General features: G+C 40.2%; 13 protein-coding genes and 2 pseudogenes. 6 read left to right on the forward strand and 9 right to left on the reverse strand.

What is annotated here, in order from left to right:
* Nucleotides 1-253 precede the first annotated feature (253 nt).
* From ACFOHL_RS15655 to ACFOHL_RS15665, 3 genes are all read left to right on the forward strand, one after another.
* On the forward strand, nucleotides 254-1,969 hold the full coding sequence (locus ACFOHL_RS15655) for an SWIM zinc finger family protein (protein ID WP_376921181.1): 1,716 nt from the start codon (nucleotides 254-256) through the stop codon (nucleotides 1,967-1,969).
* Between the two features lie 183 nt (nucleotides 1,970-2,152).
* A complete protein-coding gene (locus ACFOHL_RS15660; protein WP_376921182.1) occupies nucleotides 2,153-2,386 on the forward strand; it encodes an EF-hand domain-containing protein in 234 nt (77 codons plus the stop codon).
* Nucleotides 2,387-3,063: 677 nt separating this feature from the next.
* Nucleotides 3,064-5,142 (forward strand): winged helix-turn-helix domain-containing protein, encoded by a 2,079-nt coding sequence (locus ACFOHL_RS15665; protein ID WP_376921183.1) that lies wholly within the window; start codon nucleotides 3,064-3,066, stop codon nucleotides 5,140-5,142.
* 22 nt (nucleotides 5,143-5,164) lie between these two features.
* Here the strand turns inward: ACFOHL_RS15665 and ACFOHL_RS15670 are convergent, their stop codons facing one another.
* From ACFOHL_RS15670 to ACFOHL_RS15685, 4 genes are all read right to left on the reverse strand, one after another.
* The gene (locus ACFOHL_RS15670; RefSeq protein ID WP_376921184.1) at nucleotides 5,165-8,293 is read right to left on the reverse strand and encodes an error-prone DNA polymerase; all 3,129 of its coding nucleotides are present in this window, start codon (nucleotides 8,291-8,293) and stop codon (nucleotides 5,165-5,167) included.
* Nucleotides 8,277-9,746 (reverse strand): Y-family DNA polymerase, encoded by a 1,470-nt coding sequence (locus tag ACFOHL_RS15675; RefSeq protein ID WP_376921185.1) that lies wholly within the window; start codon nucleotides 9,744-9,746, stop codon nucleotides 8,277-8,279. Before ACFOHL_RS15675 ends, ACFOHL_RS15670 begins: the two co-directional genes overlap by 17 nt.
* Before the next feature lie 47 nt (nucleotides 9,747-9,793).
* The gene (locus ACFOHL_RS15680; protein WP_376921186.1) at nucleotides 9,794-10,504 is read right to left on the reverse strand and encodes a recombinase A; all 711 of its coding nucleotides are present in this window, start codon (nucleotides 10,502-10,504) and stop codon (nucleotides 9,794-9,796) included.
* 108 nt (nucleotides 10,505-10,612) lie between these two features.
* Nucleotides 10,613-10,819, reverse strand: coding sequence for a DUF2339 domain-containing protein (locus ACFOHL_RS15685; protein ID WP_376921187.1), 207 nt, complete (start codon nucleotides 10,817-10,819; stop codon nucleotides 10,613-10,615).
* Nucleotides 10,820-10,978: 159 nt separating this feature from the next.
* Here ACFOHL_RS15685 and ACFOHL_RS15690 point away from each other — a divergent pair, with 159 nt between their 5' ends.
* Complete coding sequence (locus tag ACFOHL_RS15690) at nucleotides 10,979-11,287, forward strand: nuclear transport factor 2 family protein (protein WP_376921188.1); 309 nt, start codon at nucleotides 10,979-10,981, stop codon at nucleotides 11,285-11,287.
* Between the two features lie 36 nt (nucleotides 11,288-11,323).
* On the opposite strand, the gene ACFOHL_RS15695 is transcribed toward ACFOHL_RS15690, so the two are convergent.
* The 3 genes and pseudogenes from ACFOHL_RS15695 to ACFOHL_RS15705 all read right to left on the reverse strand — a co-directional run bounded on the left by ACFOHL_RS15695 (nucleotide 11,324) and on the right by ACFOHL_RS15705 (nucleotide 12,877).
* Nucleotides 11,324-12,016, reverse strand: a complete 693-nt coding sequence (locus ACFOHL_RS15695) for a helix-turn-helix domain-containing protein (protein WP_376921189.1) — start codon at nucleotides 12,014-12,016, stop codon at nucleotides 11,324-11,326.
* Nucleotides 12,017-12,275: 259 nt separating this feature from the next.
* A pseudogene (locus tag ACFOHL_RS15700) lies at nucleotides 12,276-12,383 on the reverse strand (hypothetical protein); the annotation flags it as partial.
* Entirely contained in the window at nucleotides 12,365-12,877 is a 513-nt protein-coding gene (locus ACFOHL_RS15705) for a hypothetical protein (RefSeq protein WP_376921190.1), read from the reverse strand. The pseudogene ACFOHL_RS15700 and the gene ACFOHL_RS15705, both read right to left, overlap by 19 nt.
* 156 nt (nucleotides 12,878-13,033) lie before the next feature.
* On the opposite strand from ACFOHL_RS15705, the pseudogene ACFOHL_RS15710 reads away from it, so the two are divergent.
* Nucleotides 13,034-13,288: pseudogene (locus ACFOHL_RS15710) on the forward strand (IS4/Tn5 family transposase DNA-binding protein); the annotation flags it as partial.
* Between the two features lie 161 nt (nucleotides 13,289-13,449).
* Nucleotides 13,450-13,737 carry a transposase gene (locus ACFOHL_RS15715; RefSeq protein WP_376921191.1) on the forward strand — a complete coding sequence of 96 codons (288 nt, stop codon included), beginning with the start codon at nucleotides 13,450-13,452 and terminating at the stop codon, nucleotides 13,735-13,737.
* A gap of 451 nt (nucleotides 13,738-14,188) precedes the next feature.
* On the opposite strand, the gene ACFOHL_RS15720 is transcribed toward ACFOHL_RS15715, so the two are convergent.
* Nucleotides 14,189-14,407 (reverse strand): hypothetical protein, encoded by a 219-nt coding sequence (locus ACFOHL_RS15720; RefSeq protein WP_376921192.1) that lies wholly within the window; start codon nucleotides 14,405-14,407, stop codon nucleotides 14,189-14,191.
* A gap of 249 nt (nucleotides 14,408-14,656) precedes the next feature.
* On the reverse strand, nucleotides 14,657-16,444 hold the full coding sequence (locus ACFOHL_RS15725; RefSeq protein ID WP_376921193.1) for a DUF885 domain-containing protein: 1,788 nt from the start codon (nucleotides 16,442-16,444) through the stop codon (nucleotides 14,657-14,659).
* Nucleotides 16,445-16,454: the final 10 nt, after the last annotated feature.

The following is a 16,454-nucleotide window of genomic DNA, read 5'->3' on the forward strand; positions in this document are numbered from 1 at the left end:
AGTGTGGGGATTCCCCATGTGAGAGTAGCACATCGCCAGACTCCTAATCTAGACACAAGCCCCAGCCCATGCTGGGGCTTTGTTGTTTTTGTAAAATGAAAAATTCACAATCGCACCACGAACAAACGCCAATTAAATCCTCTATATACCCACCCTATTCAATGAAGATTTTACCGGTAAGGTAAATTCTTAGATTCTTTCCAAGTACTTCGAATATTGATAAGCTTCTCTTTTTTACTCATAAAAAGTAAAAGTGTCAGAAATTAAATCAATTATAGCTAGGCTTTCAGGACAAGCTGCATTTGAGAAGGGGCAAGCCTTATTTAATAAGGGTGCTGTTACTGAGTATTTCTTTCAAAATAATGAAATAAGGGCAAAAGTACAAGGTGGCTATCTTTATGATGTTGCCCTAAGTGTTATAGGAAATAGTTTCGACGGTGGCTGTACTTGCCCAGCATCTGAGGGTTTTGATGTCTGTAAGCATTGTGTGGCGGTATTGCTACATTATGAGCAACAAACAACTGAATTTGCCAAGGCATCGGACAAAGCACCGTTAGAAAGAATTAAGGCGTACATCACTCAATTGCCAACTGACCAGGTTCGTGAAAACTTATTCTCTTTTATCTGTAGCAATCAAGATACCATTGAACAGTGGACCATGCTTGCAGATATCGCCTTTGACCAATTCGATAAAAAAGCATTTAAAAAAGAAATTACTAAGACCTTACCCATAAAAGATATCTGGAAACATGATCAAGTTCGCGATTACTTTACAAAAGCGAGAACGCGGCTAACCATGCAGCTCGAAATCATTAACAGCTTAGATCCCAGTGCAGCCATTGAGTTACTCATTTATTACATCGAGCGTTATGACAAGGTCAATAGTCGTATTGACGATACGGCAGGATTTAGGCTGAGCGTTTATTACCTCTTGGAAAAGGCTTTACTTAAAGCTTTTGCGACGGTGACTTGGTCAGACGATCAAAAGGTACTATTTTTGTTGTCACTAACTGAAACAGAGTATTTAAGCGTTGATTTTGGCGACGTCGGTAAGCGATTTATACAGTTGAACGACGATAAACTAAAAGCAGCCTATTACAATTCTCTAGCAGACCTAGTTGATCAAGATCTAAGGAAAAAGTTGCTAGGTGCAAGAGAATTTAATAAATCAAAATTTGAAAGCAGGCTAAACTCACTCGTCACTTATTACCTTGATACGAAAAAATTAACTAAGGCATTGGAACTGAAAAGTTCGATTGCTTCTTCTGTAGATGATTTTAAGCAAATTATCACAGAGTGTTTCGAAATAAAAAACTATGAATTGGCCAAAGCCTGTATATCAAGTGCACACAAGTATGCTAAACACACCCATGAAAAGGGATTGCTGGACAAATTTACACTTCAACTTGCTGTGGCCGAAGGAGACCAAGAAAAAGCCATTAAAGTTGCATGGGCATTATATAAAAGCAGCTACAACATAGATGATTTTATTGCATTAAGGTCTTTATATACAAAGGCGTCTATGCCTATCAGCGATTTGGTTACTCGAGCTGAACAAATGCTACTAAAGCAAACTAATGATAGTAAGCCGAGTAGAGCATCAAAAGATATTGAGTCTTTGGTGGCACTTTATATTGAGACAAAACAGCTTGAAAAGGCCTTTGATATCGCTCAGAACGTCGAGTTACGAGAAAACCTACTGCATACTATTTGTTTGCAATGTATAAGCTCTGAACTACCGGAGCAAGCCTTAGTATTGTATAAAAAACTTATCCATCATCATGCAGCGAAAGGGCGTAACCACGGTTACCAGCGCTGTATTGATTTGATGTTAGAGTTGGAAGAAAAGCGAGATATGCTCCCACGAGGCGCAGAAGAGGTACAAAGAATATATCAAGAGTTGATGAGCTTATACGGTAGCAAGTTGAACTTTATACAGCTATTACAATTGAATTTCGGTGAACTTTAACTCTGATCTGCTAGCTTCATGTCTGCATGAGGTAACATAAATTGGGGCTTTGCTCCTTAGGTTAATCTAGAAAACCCCGTAACACACTGAAAAGAAACGCATATTTTGAATTGGCATGAGAAATGTAAATAGGAAATCACAAAACTAATTCAGGTTTTGTACTAACTGCTAAAGGAGATAGTTATGTCTATACTTACCAAAAAAATGATAATGGGTACTTTGCTGACTTTTTCATGCGTCATGTGCTTTGCTTCAAGTGACTTATTTGAATCTCTTGATATAGACGATAGTGGAACCATATCAGTGACTGAAGCAAGCGTGCACAGCGTGTTAAATGAAATGTTCACCACGCTGGATGAAAACGCTGACGGTGAACTGAGTTTTGAAGAATTCTCAAAAGCCGGTCTCGAACAATAAAGCGTTTAGGGTTTATGTTGGTGGTTCTTTGATTTTTGCAAATTCCACCAACATATTAATGGCCACAGCCCAAAAGATCTGCTTTAAAATTATCTTAAATTTTATCTACTAAGTAAACACTTACATATACTTGATCGACATAATTCGGCTCCGAAAAAAGAACGACTTACATTCGAATTATGTTAGTTCCTTGGAGCAAAAAAGGGTTTATTTTCAGGAAGTCAGCAGCAATTTTTCTGTCGAATAATTTAAAGCGCAGCGATGTAGTTTTAATCTTCTTGATACAAAAATATCACGCATAAAATTTGATTAAGCCATAGTACCAAGTTATCTTTTTGGTCACGACAAACGTGCGTGACTAAACGTGAAGATTATGTGATTTACTCTCTTTATGCATTAAAGCGTTGATCAGAAATATATTGACTAGATTTCTCTTGCGCGCACCAGTCGTTGCGAGTCATACTAAATAGCGCTACATTAAATGCGCTGTTTTAGCATAATGAAATACTCGCTTTATAACAGTAAATTCGCAAGCAGTTATTTTTGGTTTTTTGTAAGCAATCTAATTTAGTATTCGATATATGTTACTGAATATCATAATATAAATAGCGCATTCACAAAAAATCACAGTACGTAATCCGATAGTAAATGGCCTATCGGTAAAGGCAAAATATTCTATGGAAACAAGTGCCGAGTTAGCAAAAAATAAAATAGCATCCTTTGGTCAATTTCGTTTAAATTGCAATTCTGGTATCTTGTCTGACGACGCTAAAAACTATCATTTAGAACCCAAAATATTTCAGTTCCTCTTACTGCTCATTGCTCATCAAGGCGAGCTTGTTACGAAAGCAAATATCGTTGATTCATTGTGGAATAGCAAAAATACCTCGGATGAAGCAATACGTGCCTTAGTTAAAAAAACGCGTGAGTCGCTAAAGGATGACGCGAAAGCGCCTAGCTTTATCAAAACAATTCCTACCAAAGGGTATCTGTTTATACCGCCTGTTAAATTTTCCGATGTCCGTCCTGCGAAGGATCAAAATAAAGCAAAAAGTTATGTATTTATAGCTTCGTTATGCGTAACCGTGATATGTTTGGTCGTCGTATTTTTTTCTACAAGCTCTAAGCAAGAGAGCCTACCCCCACCAATATCCTCCATTGATAAGCATGTAATTCAATCAAATATTAGTAAAAATGTGAATGCTTACTTTCGACATAGCAACCAATATATATTGTTAGAAACAATTTTTGACGATAATGGTCAACACATAAAAATAAGCGCCAACCCCAGCGATATTAGTCATTTTTTATCGTTTCCTAAAGGTAAAATATCGCGCTTTGGAATTTCAGCAGATAAGCAAGCGTTTTACGCATTGTTTGTTCATGACGAGAAGCAATTTATCAATTATTGGCGGCTCGATAGTGAGTTGGCGCTTATAGATAACCAAAAGTTTGAAGTTGCTATTGATATAAATAACTTTGTCGCTTTTCACTATGACGAAAATGTAATTATCTCTTCAGGCTTTGTAGAGAAAGAAAATGCTTTTGTACTAACCTTTTACGGTTTAATCAATGCAAACGAAAGTACAATAAGATTTGAGTCACCTATTGATGTTGGCAATGATAGTATTCTGGAGATATCTCCTGATCATAAGTATCTATCACTTATTGTCCCTCAAATTGGGCATAGTGAGATGTTTATTTACAATATAACTAGTGGTCAAATTTCTGCTAGCAAAACTCTGCCCGTGACAGTTGTGCAGGCACTGTGGAAAGACGATGCTAGCCAGTTGGTGTTTCGTGGTGAACAAGGCGCATTGTTATCGTATCAGCTAGCTAGCGACACGCTAACAACTTGGAATGAACGTTTAATTGATTCAGCCGAATTATTCGGAATTTGTGGGGACAATTGTTTTGTGAGCCGCAGTCAGTATATTAAAACGGGGCTGGCTAAATATACTTGGATTGAAGCGTCGATGTTGGCTGATGGTACGGTTATTGAATTTGATGGTAATCTTCGGTATCCAGTAAATGCTAAAAACGATTTGTTTTTCATTCACCATAGCAGTAAAGAAAGTAGCTTAGTGAGTCATTCTTTGTCCACCAATCAATCCGAGACATTGTATACCCTTCAGGGGCCAAACGACATGTCGCAATTAACCGTCAATCAGAGTGGAAGTGCACTGGCTGGCATTTTGAATGGTCGAGTATTTGTGTTTGATATTGAAGCTTCTACACTAAGAATACTCAATGTCCCGATGGTAGGAATGCGGTTTCCTAAATTTCTGCTAAACCAAGATGATGTCTTATATTTTACTGCCTCTGACCCGCTAAATGGTGATGCTGTATTTTCTTATGACTTATCACGCGATACATATGAACGTATAGACGTCGGTGTATTAGTTGATTTTCCTTTGGATAAGGTGCATACACTGAAAATTCATCAATCTGGCTTGCTCCAAGTGTTAAAAAACAGTGATGACAATACATCATCGCCTGTTTTTGAGAGCCTTGTTTCAAACCCTAGTAGTTGGCAATTAATTGATAGGACTCTACTCGTATTGAGTCATGAATCTCAAGGGGAGCTGCAGCGCTACGATTTGTCTACAGGCGAAGTAGGGAGTATGCCTTTGCCTGTGCAACCGGTGTTTCCAGAGTTTTTATACGTACCCAATCAAGCACTCTTTGTTTTGCCAATCGTTACGGATGCCAATGAACAAATAGTGAAATATCAGGGCTTAACGAAAGCCTATTGAACTTGAGTGATTCTACTGAACCTTATCTAAATTCTCGGCTTTTAGTATTAAGGTCATTAAGTAAATGGCTAAGGTCAATCAGTTTCCCTGCAATAACATGCTCTACACCGCCATCTCCTCTTTCTAAAATACCTTTAACCTGGAGTATTTTAGCTTTTAGGTATGCTTGCTTTTGTGCCCTTGCCGAAGCTTGCCAAACTATTACGTTGGTATTACTCGTGTGATCTTCTAGCGTAATAAAAGTGACGCCGGCGGCTGTGCCTGGGCTCTGCTTACAAGAGACGACACCAATAACAGAGATATAAGATTTATGTGGTACCTGATTCAAGTGTTTAGCCAAAGTGAACTTGGGCAGTAGGTCAAAATCTTTGAGTAAGGCAATAGGGTGTTGCGTTACTGACAAGCCTAGGCTCGCATAATCTTCGAGTAGCTCATCAAATAAGCTGGGTTGGCGTAAATAGTTTTCCGACGTTGTGTTAATCAAGGTGTTTTTGTTAGTGCCTTGACTTAACAAAGGTAAACTTTCAATTTCATCGAGTAATTGCCAACGTGCTTGGTATCGATTTTTATTTAACTTATTGAACGCATCTGCACCTGCTAATGCCTGCAAACACGTGTTAGGTAAGTGTAAACTTTTAAGTTCTTGAATGTGGTTTATTTGATTTTTTTGCCTATAGCGAATAAGTTTTTGCGCTGATGTGAGTTTGAGCCCTTTCACTAAGCGAAAGCCCAGTTGTAGTGCGTAATTACCATCAATGAGACAAAGCGTATGTTCATAACTTGATGCCAAAACACACACGGGTAATACTCGTACCTTATGCTGCTTGGCATCTTGTATAATTTGACTGGGAGTATAAAAACCCATGGGTAAACTGTTCAGTAAACCTACGTAAAAAACAGCGGGATAATAATGTTTTAGCCACGATGAAACGTAAGCTAAGACAGCAAAAGACGCTGAGTGGGACTCTGGAAAACCATACTCGCCGAAGCCAGTGATTTGCTCAAAAATTTGCTCGGCAAAGGTTTGCTTGTAACCGCGTTCGGTCATGCCATTGATGAGCTTATTGCGAAACCTTTCTAACTCGCCCGTTTTTTTCCAAGATGCCATGGCTCGGCGCAGCTGGTCGGCTTCACCACCAGTGAAACCTGCAGCCACCATTGCCAACTGGATAACCTGTTCTTGAAAAATAGGAACACCGTTTGTGCGTGAAAGGACATGTTTAACTTCATCAGAAGGGTATTCGATTTTTTCTTTACCATCACGTCTTCGTAGGTAAGGGTGAACCATATCACCTTGTATAGGCCCTGGCCGCACAATGGCGATTTGTACAACTAAATCATAGTAGCAAGTCGGTTTTAATCTCGGCAGCATCGACATTTGCGCACGAGATTCAATTTGAAACACACCTACAGTATCCGCGTTTTGAATACGAGCATACACCTGTTTGTCGTCACCCAGTTTGGTGATCATAGGAATGGAACAAGTTTGTTCGTATTCATTTTGCAACAAGTCAAAACACTTTCGAATTGCGGTGAGCATACCTAAAGCAAGAACATCTACTTTCAGTAGTTTCAAACTTTCTAAGTCGTCCTTATCCCACTGTATTACCGTGCGCTCAGGCATTGCTGCATTTTCAATTGGCACCAACTCATATAAGGGATCATTTGATATAACAAACCCTCCAACATGTTGCGATAAATGCCGAGGAAAACCGATTAGTTGCTCGACTAATGCGACAAAGGTTTTAGCCTGATGAGAATCGCAAGGTAAACCTAAGTCGGATAATTGATCTTGCCAACTCAGTGCTCTGTCTCGGCGATTAATGTTTTTTATGAAAAAATCTAAGTCGACGGTATTTAAGCCCAGTGCTTTACCAACTTCTCGCAAGGCACTCTTAAAGCGATAACAAATTACGGTGGCCGCTAAGGCTGTGCGTTGACGACCATACTTTTGATAAATATGCTGAATGACCTCTTCTCGGCGTTCGTGCTCAAAATCAACATCAATATCAGGGGGCTCATTTCTTTCTTTTGAGATAAAACGTTCAAATAAAACCTCAATTTGTGAAGGATCAACGGCGGTAATTTCCAAGCAGTAGCACACCACAGAATTAGCCGCAGAGCCTCGTCCTTGATACAAAATATGTTGAGATTTGGCAAATTGTACAATTTCGTAAATAGTTAAAAAGAAATGCTCATAGTGCAATTCTTCAATGAGAGTTAATTCTTTTTCGATGATTTTGCGAATGCGAGCACATAAGCCTTCAGGAAATCGCAGCTGAATACCTTGCTCGACTAGCTTGCGCAGATACTGTGAAGCGGTGTAGCCTTTAGGGACTATTTCGGACGGGTAGTTATACGCTAACTCTGATAATTCAAAATAGCAGGCATTGGCGAGTAAACAAGCATTTTCTAACCATTCATAGGGATACAGTGCGTTGAGTTTAGGAATAGGACGTAAACATGCTTCAGCATTGGATTGCGTGTTTCTCCCTAGGTTGTTAATTGTCTGGCCTGTTTTTATAGCGTGTACGCAGTGTAGCAGCGGTAGCCTACTAGGATCGTGTATTAGAGCACATGAACTGGCAATAATATCCAGTGATAGTGCATCGGCAATTTTTTGTCCGTCAATAATTTCACTTTCTTCGTTTGCGTTAAGCCAACGTTTTACTACCAAGAACAAACGTTCTTGAAAATTGTCGCGAAGCCAGCGCCCCCACGTCATGTTTTCTTGCAGATTGTTTGCTGCTGGCAGCCAGAGACAAAAGCAATGCTTGATTGTTTTTAAGTCCCACTCAGCAAGGCTATATTCGCCTTTAGGCGCACGTCTTCGTGCATTAGTAATCACACGGCAACACTCACTATATGCTTGTCGTGTAGGGCACAGTAGTACCAAGGTTTGGCCTTTATAAGAAAATTTACTGCCAACAATGAGTTTGATTGGAAGGTGATTGTGCTTAATTTCGGTATATGCTCTCACCACGCCAGCCATTGAACATTCATCAGTAATAGCAATGGCTTGATAACCCAAAAAATAAGCTTGTCTGACTAGCTCTTCTGGGTGTGATGCGGCCTCTAAAAATGAAAAGTTTGACTGACAAACTAGTTCTGCAAAGCTGTGACAATAGTGACTGTTAGCAAAAGAGGCCATGTAAATACCATTCGTTATCAGGCGTTTTGTATATCCACATACGCTGGCCATGCTGGCTTTCACCAATGTAATAATCTCTAGTGATATCCTCCCCCTCCCACCAAGCTGTGTTAAGGCGTTCAGGTCCTTTTATAATAGTAACTTGCTGGGTCAGTATAGCCGGCGTTAGCAAAATACTGGGTCGATCGAACTGGATCTGCTCTTTTGACCGTTTTGATGTAGAGGTAAAGGGGATGTATTGACTGGAAGACTCGGGTCGGTAATCGTTGATATAGGTGATCCCTTTTACTTTTTCTTCTCCTAGTTTACTGATTAAACGAGAGATCAAAGATAAACCTGCAATTTGATTTGAACGCTTAAGAAATAAGTCGTCACTGCTTATTTGTGTTGTTTCGTATTGATCACAATGCAAGGACAAAGCAATCACCGGTGCTTCAAGCCTTATTCTTTCAAATTTTAAGCTAACGATTTCTAGCCAATCGCGACTCTTATAAATAGGTAAAGCACTCTCAAAGTGTAAGCAACGACTTGTCGTATCTCTTTGCTTTAACTCGATCTTTATTTGTAAACAGCGCGCGTTACGCACACACAAAAATTGCGATAAATTTTGTAAACACTGTTCAATGAGAGGTAATAGCTTATCGATGTTTTCAACTTCGTAAAGCAACTCTACTTGCGAGTGAAATTGTGTTGACGGTTGATAGAACTTTACTTTAGATGCGGCTAAACCTAAAAGCTCGTTAATGGTATTCATGCTGTGGCGATTTACACGACTGGCAAGCTCTGCTGTGGGTACTTGCTTGAGGGCTTGTACATCTTTTATACCGACTCGGGCAAGTTTGTTCAGATCTTTAGCATCTATGCTGGTGTATGCCAAGGAACAGCCATCAAGTAGCTGATTGAGTTTTTGTTTATCTTCGATGATCAGATTTTTTTTAGCATGCAAGGCAATCAGTTTTGCTGCTGGTACCGAGTAGCCAGATGCCGCGACAAACTCATAAGATGTTTTATTTATACAATACTGAATGACTTGCCAGTACGTGTGTAGATTGCCATAGAGTTTAAGCATGTTTTGCGCGCGTAAAATAAGCCCATTCGGTTTATCTATGACAATATCAGCACTGACTAAGTAAAGTTGTTGAGCGAGTTGCTCAAGGGCGTTTTCTTCGAGCTGTGGTTTGTATTCATGTATGCGTAAATCCTTGTGCATGAGGCTAGCTTTAGCTAAGCCCATTCCACATTGAAGACCTTGTCGTTCGGCAGCTTGATTGATTTGAATCAGTTGATTGTGACTACTGTGGTAAACCGCTTGAGCTAGCGCTTTATTTAATTGAGGAAGGGTTGATTGCTCTTTACTTATTGTATTGGCGCATGAGTGTTGCGCTTCAATTATATTTAATTGAAGCCTAGGAAAGTGGACATATAGCCAGATAGATTTTGTATCAAACTGCATGGTGTAAGCCTATTGCTTGCCAGCCTAAATAGAGCATGAACAAAGCATTATCGCGGGTGCAAGTTCACTACCTTGGCTTTGGCGAGCCTCGGCTTATGTGCAGAAAGTTTGATTGAAGATTGGCACTTAAAGGGACGATTTAGCTTGATTGTTTGTCGTGACCAACCCGTTTTTTGTTTATTGATTTTGAGGATAATGTCATCACCTTTCCTAGCAAGAGAGAGGGATAAACTTAATGGCAAGTTACTTTGAAGCTGTTGATTGTCGTTAAACCAGCAGCAATAGCATTGACCGCGTAATGAAGCTAGTTCTAATTTCTTAACATGTAGATGATTGATGTGTTTTTGCCACAAAAACACACCGGCACAAGCACCACTTTTGGCACATTGTTCGGCACTCCATAGCGCTTCTTCAAATGATGTTTCGTTAAGGATCAGTAATTGCGTTAAATCGATATTGTGAGATAAAAAATACTCTGCATTTGGCATACCTGGTGGGCAAATAAAAGCCCAGAAACGGTGCTTATCCATCTGATTTTTGGCCTTTTCCTGCTCTCTCAATATATCAATGAATAATCCTAATTCACCACAAGCTAAGTACGTTTGAATGTGGATCATACCCGCGGTAGGGAAGCCACTATTTAGTGCTTGTTCGAGCGCGGTGAAATCAGAGGATAATCGCTGTTGCGCGTGTTGTTTCACACTTGTTGCGGACCACAGCCATTGCTTGCGTGCGAGTTCATGCAAAATCGGGTTCATGAATAACACCAAATGTATACTGTATATATGTACAGTATACATTTGTTTGGTTCATTCCATCAAGTGCTAGACTCTATTGCGGGTAAAGTCTTATATGATGACGTTTGCTTACAAAGCATTGTGACTATTTGCTTGAGTGAGCTTAGGTATTACTTGCTTGAATCGTTGGAACAACCAGCCAATAACAACTAGGGAAAGCCCTAAGCCAATGAAAGACAAGGCGCGATAAATGCCATCCAAATGGTTCATATCGACTAAAAAGGCTTTTAACAGTACTAGAGCTAAAATCGAAAAGCCCACTCTATTTAGTATCACATTGGACTGTTTTTGTGCCTTGCGTTGACAATACCAAGGGGCGGGCAATGTAAAGCACTACTGGTGGCCTTTCTTCAAAAAAACACTTAATCTTCCCCACTAAAAGCTCAAACCTATCTCCAAAGACCCCTGTACGCATGGGTAGTGTATAGTGTTAATTTGTCTTATACTCAAATAATTACCTTCTACGCTGAAAATGCAATAAACCACCAAGTAGCAAATGAGCCAGTCCTTGGCAAAACTGCAATACATGAAATTTTTCGTCAAGAGTTTGCAAATGCGGATATGGTTTGTCTCGTTGAAAATATTTTTGAAGATGAAGACTGGGCTATTTTAGAATGGAAAGATCCCATCGGTTTGCGAGGCTATGGCTTTTTTAAGTTTGAAGATCAATTGATTGTTTTACAAAGAGGGTATTGGGATAAGCTAAGTTTTCTTAAAGCTCATGACTTGCCAATACCCGAATAATTCAAAGCTACGAACATTTCTTAGTTTTGTTTTTTGCTACCAACGTCGACTTATAAAAAATGCAGCTAAGCTGCCTACAATGAACATAGCGCCGAGCGGTTTAGTTAACACATGCGCTTTTTTGGTAATTTTTGTAGAATTTTCATAATGATATCTACGATCACCTAAGTCGTAAAATGGTCCGTGATATTGCGGTGTAGTTTGATGTTGGTAGTCGAGTCTTGCGAACAACGGAGATGATTTCCACTCTGGATTGCGAGCAAGTCTATGCTTAAAGCTATGATAATTGGGGAAATCAGCATATAGATACCGAGGCTCATTTTCTTTGAGTTGCCCTCTCGATTCGTAAAGGTAATGAGTTTCTTCCACACCATCAATTGAGTATCCGTAGGTAAGCATAGCTGAGCCAAGCATGATGGCTAACAATCCTCCCACCAACCAAGCTCTTAGGCTTTTTTCTTGTTGCTTTTTATGAGTGATGATGAAGTCTTTAACAGCGACGATATCCTTTAACTTTTCAAATTCAGAATCGTTGAGCGTTTTTCCGAGATCTGTAATTGTGAAGTGATAGGCATCGATGAGTTTTTCAAATACTTCGGGGGAGGGAATTGCCTTGTCGTTTTCGAGTTTCGATAAATATGACTGCTCGATGCCAATGTTCTCCGCAGCTTCTGGTTGACGCCACTCTTTACTTTCACGTTGTTGTTTTAAAAAAGATCCAAATTTCATGTCGAACTCCGATGTAGTGAAGGTTCGTGTTTAGTTGCCAACTTCTATTTTTCGCTCTTGGTTAAGTAAACTGAACCGTTTGAATATGTTGGAAATTCTTTTTTATTCCTGTCAGGAACGCGAGAAGAATATTTAAGAATAGTAATGAATTTTAATGGGCGTGCAGCGCAATTTGCAATATTTTGGCGGCGAGATTCGTAATTGTTATATTACAACCACAATCAACTGCCTTTGAGCTGCATGCAGTTTAGTGCTATTGCTATTTGATACCACGCTGCGTTTGAAGGTAAGTGGCAAAGCTGCCCAACCAATGACTTCCTATATAGTGCATGTCTTCTAGAACGGTGTTTAATCCTGCTTTTCGGTGTGACTCAACAACTTTTTGTAAGGGATCTCTGGATTGTAGCTTTCAGTTTCACTGATAAGGCAAGGCGTTATAGAAAACAAGTTTCTTGGTGCGTCAATTCGTCGAGAGCCCACTGACATTTTGTATACACCACTCTCATCTCGCCTAGCAGTCAATTCAATAGAGACTATTGCTTCATTCACCTCATGAAAGATCAACGAGCCAGTATTAGCGCTTGTATTTAGAACTTGATTGTCTAACTGCTTGTGATAAGACCTTCCAAGGTAACTACCTCGAAAAACACCGTTAATGAGCGGGCCAGAAAAACGAGAATCGAGCAAATTGTTTGCATAAGTCTGTAAAAGCTCTTTTAATAAAGCCTGTACTTCTTGTTCCAACGCGTCACCGTCAATGTATTGCCCATCCAACGCAATTGCATGAACACCACCGACAGTAACAGTGTGTGTAACTATGTCATGGCAATCTTTCTTCGCGTTCTTATCAGGTTTTTGCAAACTGAGGCGACAACTATCCTGACAGCTGACTCTTATACACAATTAAATTAAATTCAAAATGAACTTTGTTAAGAGTGTTTGATCAGATCGGCAATCAAGAAAATAGCGAGCGTAATCTTTGTGCTGATAAAAAATACTAAGTAATGGGCAAATCGCCTTTTCAAACATGCGGAACTTGGTGACGAACGACGTACAAAAAGGCTGACTAAAATAAGTCATCAAATGGCTAGCAATACGGGAAGTTCTATCGTTGAGGCTTCTGGTTCACAGGCCAATATTGAAGGCGCATATCGTTTTCTCCGCAATGATAAGATTCAGGCTAATGATATTGCTAGCGCCGGTTTATCATCAATTTTACCTGAGCTAGAGAAGTCAAATATGATACTGGCATTAGAGGATACATCGACATAATGTCACCAAGGAGCTTGGACATACTGGCGTCTATAAACAAAGCTCATCTAAGGGAATATTAGCGCATACTGTCCTTATGGTTGATGCAGAAACAGAGTGATCTGCTGTAATTAAACAGGACACTTTAATAATGGAATATAATCCAATTGTTGAGGTGTTAAATGACAAAACGAAAAAACAGAAGTTATACAACAGAATACAAACAAGAAACCGTGGCACTTGTCACCGAGCAAGGTTACAGCGTCGCTAGAGCCGCGGCGTCTTTAGGCATCACAGATAAGCTGCTTTATAACTGGAAAGCTAAGTTTGAAGCAGAGCAATCAGGTGCGAGTTTAAGTGCGGATGAACGAGCGGAGTTGGTAAGGCTGCGCAAGGAAAACAAAGAGCTAAGGATGGAAAAAGACATCCTAAAAAAAGCCAGTGCCCTCCTGCTAAAGGAAACCAAGTAACGTTTGAAACGATTAAGCAACTCTCAGCGACGTATCCAATCGCTAAGCTTTGCAAAGTAATGAAGGTGAGTCGAAGTGCTTATTACGCTTGGCTCAAACGACCCGCTAAAATCATTACCGAAGAAGAGTTGGACTTATATCGTCAGGCCAAGTAAAGTCAACAAGTTGCGAACAATATTTCAGCGCTCTTGAATGGAAAATATTATGGGCAAAGACAGAAAATAAAAAGGTACCAACAAGGCCTCCTTCACTTCATTGGGCGTATTATGCGTTTGCCAAACTAGGTGGATGGTACGATAGCAAACGAACCGGAATTGTTGCCTTATACAAGGGTTGGTTTTCGTTAACCCAAATGCTTGATGGGGCTGTTTTTATGCAATCTCAACTAAATGAGATGTGATCAAGAGACAGATCCTGACAGAGGGGGCTTGAGACCAATGAAGTTTGCCGGTTATTTTTGCCATTTTTGCGCGATTCTACTTCTTACTTCATCTTGCGTAAGCGTCTCGCCGTTTTCTACCGCTGCTTGACCACGCTTTATTTTTTCAAGCACATAAAGCCGGTAATGTAAGTCTTCGATATCGCATTCATCGGGCATATTATTGAGTATGTGCTGCACTTCAGATTTGGCCACGTTCATTGTCGTCATCTCGTTTGTTTTTTCATTCATTGTGACAGTATACCTTGCTCGTAAATAAGTGGATATAGTTTCATGGTTCAGGTGTTCGGGCTACCGTAAGTTGACCGATAGGTATAATGCGCTGAACAGTCGGCCACTAAGCCTAACATATCCAGTAATCGACACATATTTGCCCTAGCAAAGAGAGACACAGTTGCAAAGGATGTGGCACCAATATACCGAGAAGCACCGAATTATCCCGCACAAGCGTTGAAAGACCAACTTGAGGGCTGGGTACAACTAGCGTTTAGTATCGATAAAAGCCTGTATCTGTTTTTCAAGCACAAAAAGCGGGACGGAGCCATTGGCGAGTATTGCATCGTGAAATGCGCGAAGATCGAAGTTTTTCCCTAAGGCTTGCTCTGCCTGATTACGTAAAGATTTAATTTTGATCTCACCGATTTTGTAAGAAAGCGCTTGTGCTGGCCACGAAATATACCTATCAATCTCAGTCCTCACGTTGTGCTCACTCAAAGCTGTATTTTCCAGCATGTAGTTGAGTGCCTCTTCTCTAGTCCAGCCAAATACATGCATACCAGTATCAACGACTAAGCGACATGCTCGCCACATTTCGTAGCTCAAGCGACCAAAATTATCGTAAGGATCCTCATACATGCCTACTTCTAGCCCTAAAAATTCGGCATACAAGCCCCATCCTTCACCGAAAGCGGATATGTAAGTTGAGCGTCTTACATTTGGTAAGTCATCCATTTCGGCAGCTAAAGAAATTTGAAAATGATGCCCAGGTACTGCTTCGTGTAAGGTTAAGGCGGGTAAGGCGTATTTAGGCCGCTTGTCCAGTGCATATGTATTTACCCAGTAATATCCGGGTTGATCGTCTCGCCGAGGAGAGATATAACGTCCAGTCGTATATTTAGGAGCAATACTATCCGGTACAGGGGCTACGCCGTAGGGTGTACGCGGCATTTTGTAAAACAGTTGAGGCAGTTTTGCATCCATTTGTTTCGCTATGTATGAGGCCGTCACAATAAGTTCTTTGGGTGTACTCGCATAAAAACGTGAATCGGTGCGTAAAAAACGAATAAAGTCTGAGATATCGCCATCAAAGTTGAGCCCCTCTACAATACTTTTCATCTCGCTACGAATTCTGCTGACTTCCTCTATGCCAATTTTATGTATCTCTTTTGCGGATAAGTCGCTCGTCGTGTAATAGCGAATACGATTTTCGTAATACGCTTTACCAGCAGGCCAAGACGTGGCAGCAATATTATTTTTAGCATTAGGTCGGTATTCGTTGACGAAAAAATCATAGAAGTCTTCGTATGCCTTCGCTGCGCTTTTTATAGCTTGTACAATTGCGTCTAACTCTTGGTGGGTTAATTTCTTTTCACCATAACTAATTATAGGATTTAAGAATGGATGTTCTTTATAATTTTCTTGTGTATAAGGGGAAATGCTCTCTTCATATGCTTGCAGTACTGCTTTTGGTTGTACGTGGCCGGTGGCTAAGCCTGCCTTCATATATGCAATGTTTTGCGAAAAATAAGCGGGTATCGCTTGTAAAAATGCAACATAATCTCTGATATCTTGTGGCGTTGAAACTTGAAAGTTGCTGGCGGTAGATGCCACACTGCTATGAAAGCCATACTCAGAAGTGAGCGGAACTCTAAATGCTTTGTAAGTGATTTCGTCAAGGTAATTTTGCAAGCGATAGCGTTGCATATACAAGCTGATTTTTTCTGAATCGTTTAATGTGCTCTCAGTAAGTTCATTGAGCTGTGTTAAATAGTCTGTGAAGTTTTTCTCCCGAAGTCGAATCGCCTCAGGTGAAATGTCAATGATTGGAGCGCTTGGACGCAAGTTTTGGCTACGAGCTAAACTGGGAAACTCAGTCAATTCATATTCCCATATCTCGTCGAGTAGTTGAGAAAATGCCTCATTTTTTGTAAATGATGTGTGTGTATTTGGCGATGCATAAGCCGTGCACACAACCAATACAATGCCAGTAAAAAATGAAATTAGGACTTTAAGCCAATAGCCCCAGCTCACCCGCTGATATGTGCACATAACCTTCCCT

The sequence above is a fragment of the Agaribacter flavus genome (assembly GCF_042646125.1).
Classification (GTDB): domain Bacteria; phylum Pseudomonadota; class Gammaproteobacteria; order Enterobacterales; family Alteromonadaceae; genus Glaciecola; species Glaciecola flavus.

Coding starts and splice junctions, on each gene's coding strand:
- ACFOHL_RS15660 (WP_376921182.1), top strand. CDS start 2,153: ATGTCTATACTTACCAAAAAAATGATAATGGGTACTTTGCTGACTTTT.
- ACFOHL_RS15665 (WP_376921183.1), top strand. CDS start 3,064: ATGGAAACAAGTGCCGAGTTAGCAAAAAATAAAATAGCATCCTTTGGT.
- ACFOHL_RS15670 (WP_376921184.1), bottom strand. CDS start 8,293: ATGGCCTCTTTTGCTAACAGTCACTATTGTCACAGCTTTGCAGAACTA.
- ACFOHL_RS15675 (WP_376921185.1), bottom strand. CDS start 9,746: ATGCAGTTTGATACAAAATCTATCTGGCTATATGTCCACTTTCCTAGG.
- ACFOHL_RS15680 (WP_376921186.1), bottom strand. CDS start 10,504: ATGAACCCGATTTTGCATGAACTCGCACGCAAGCAATGGCTGTGGTCC.
- ACFOHL_RS15695 (WP_376921189.1), bottom strand. CDS start 12,016: ATGAAATTTGGATCTTTTTTAAAACAACAACGTGAAAGTAAAGAGTGG.
- ACFOHL_RS15715 (WP_376921191.1), top strand. CDS start 13,450: ATGACAAAACGAAAAAACAGAAGTTATACAACAGAATACAAACAAGAA.
- ACFOHL_RS15720 (WP_376921192.1), bottom strand. CDS start 14,407: ATGAATGAAAAAACAAACGAGATGACGACAATGAACGTGGCCAAATCT.
- ACFOHL_RS15725 (WP_376921193.1), bottom strand. CDS start 16,444: ATGTGCACATATCAGCGGGTGAGCTGGGGCTATTGGCTTAAAGTCCTA.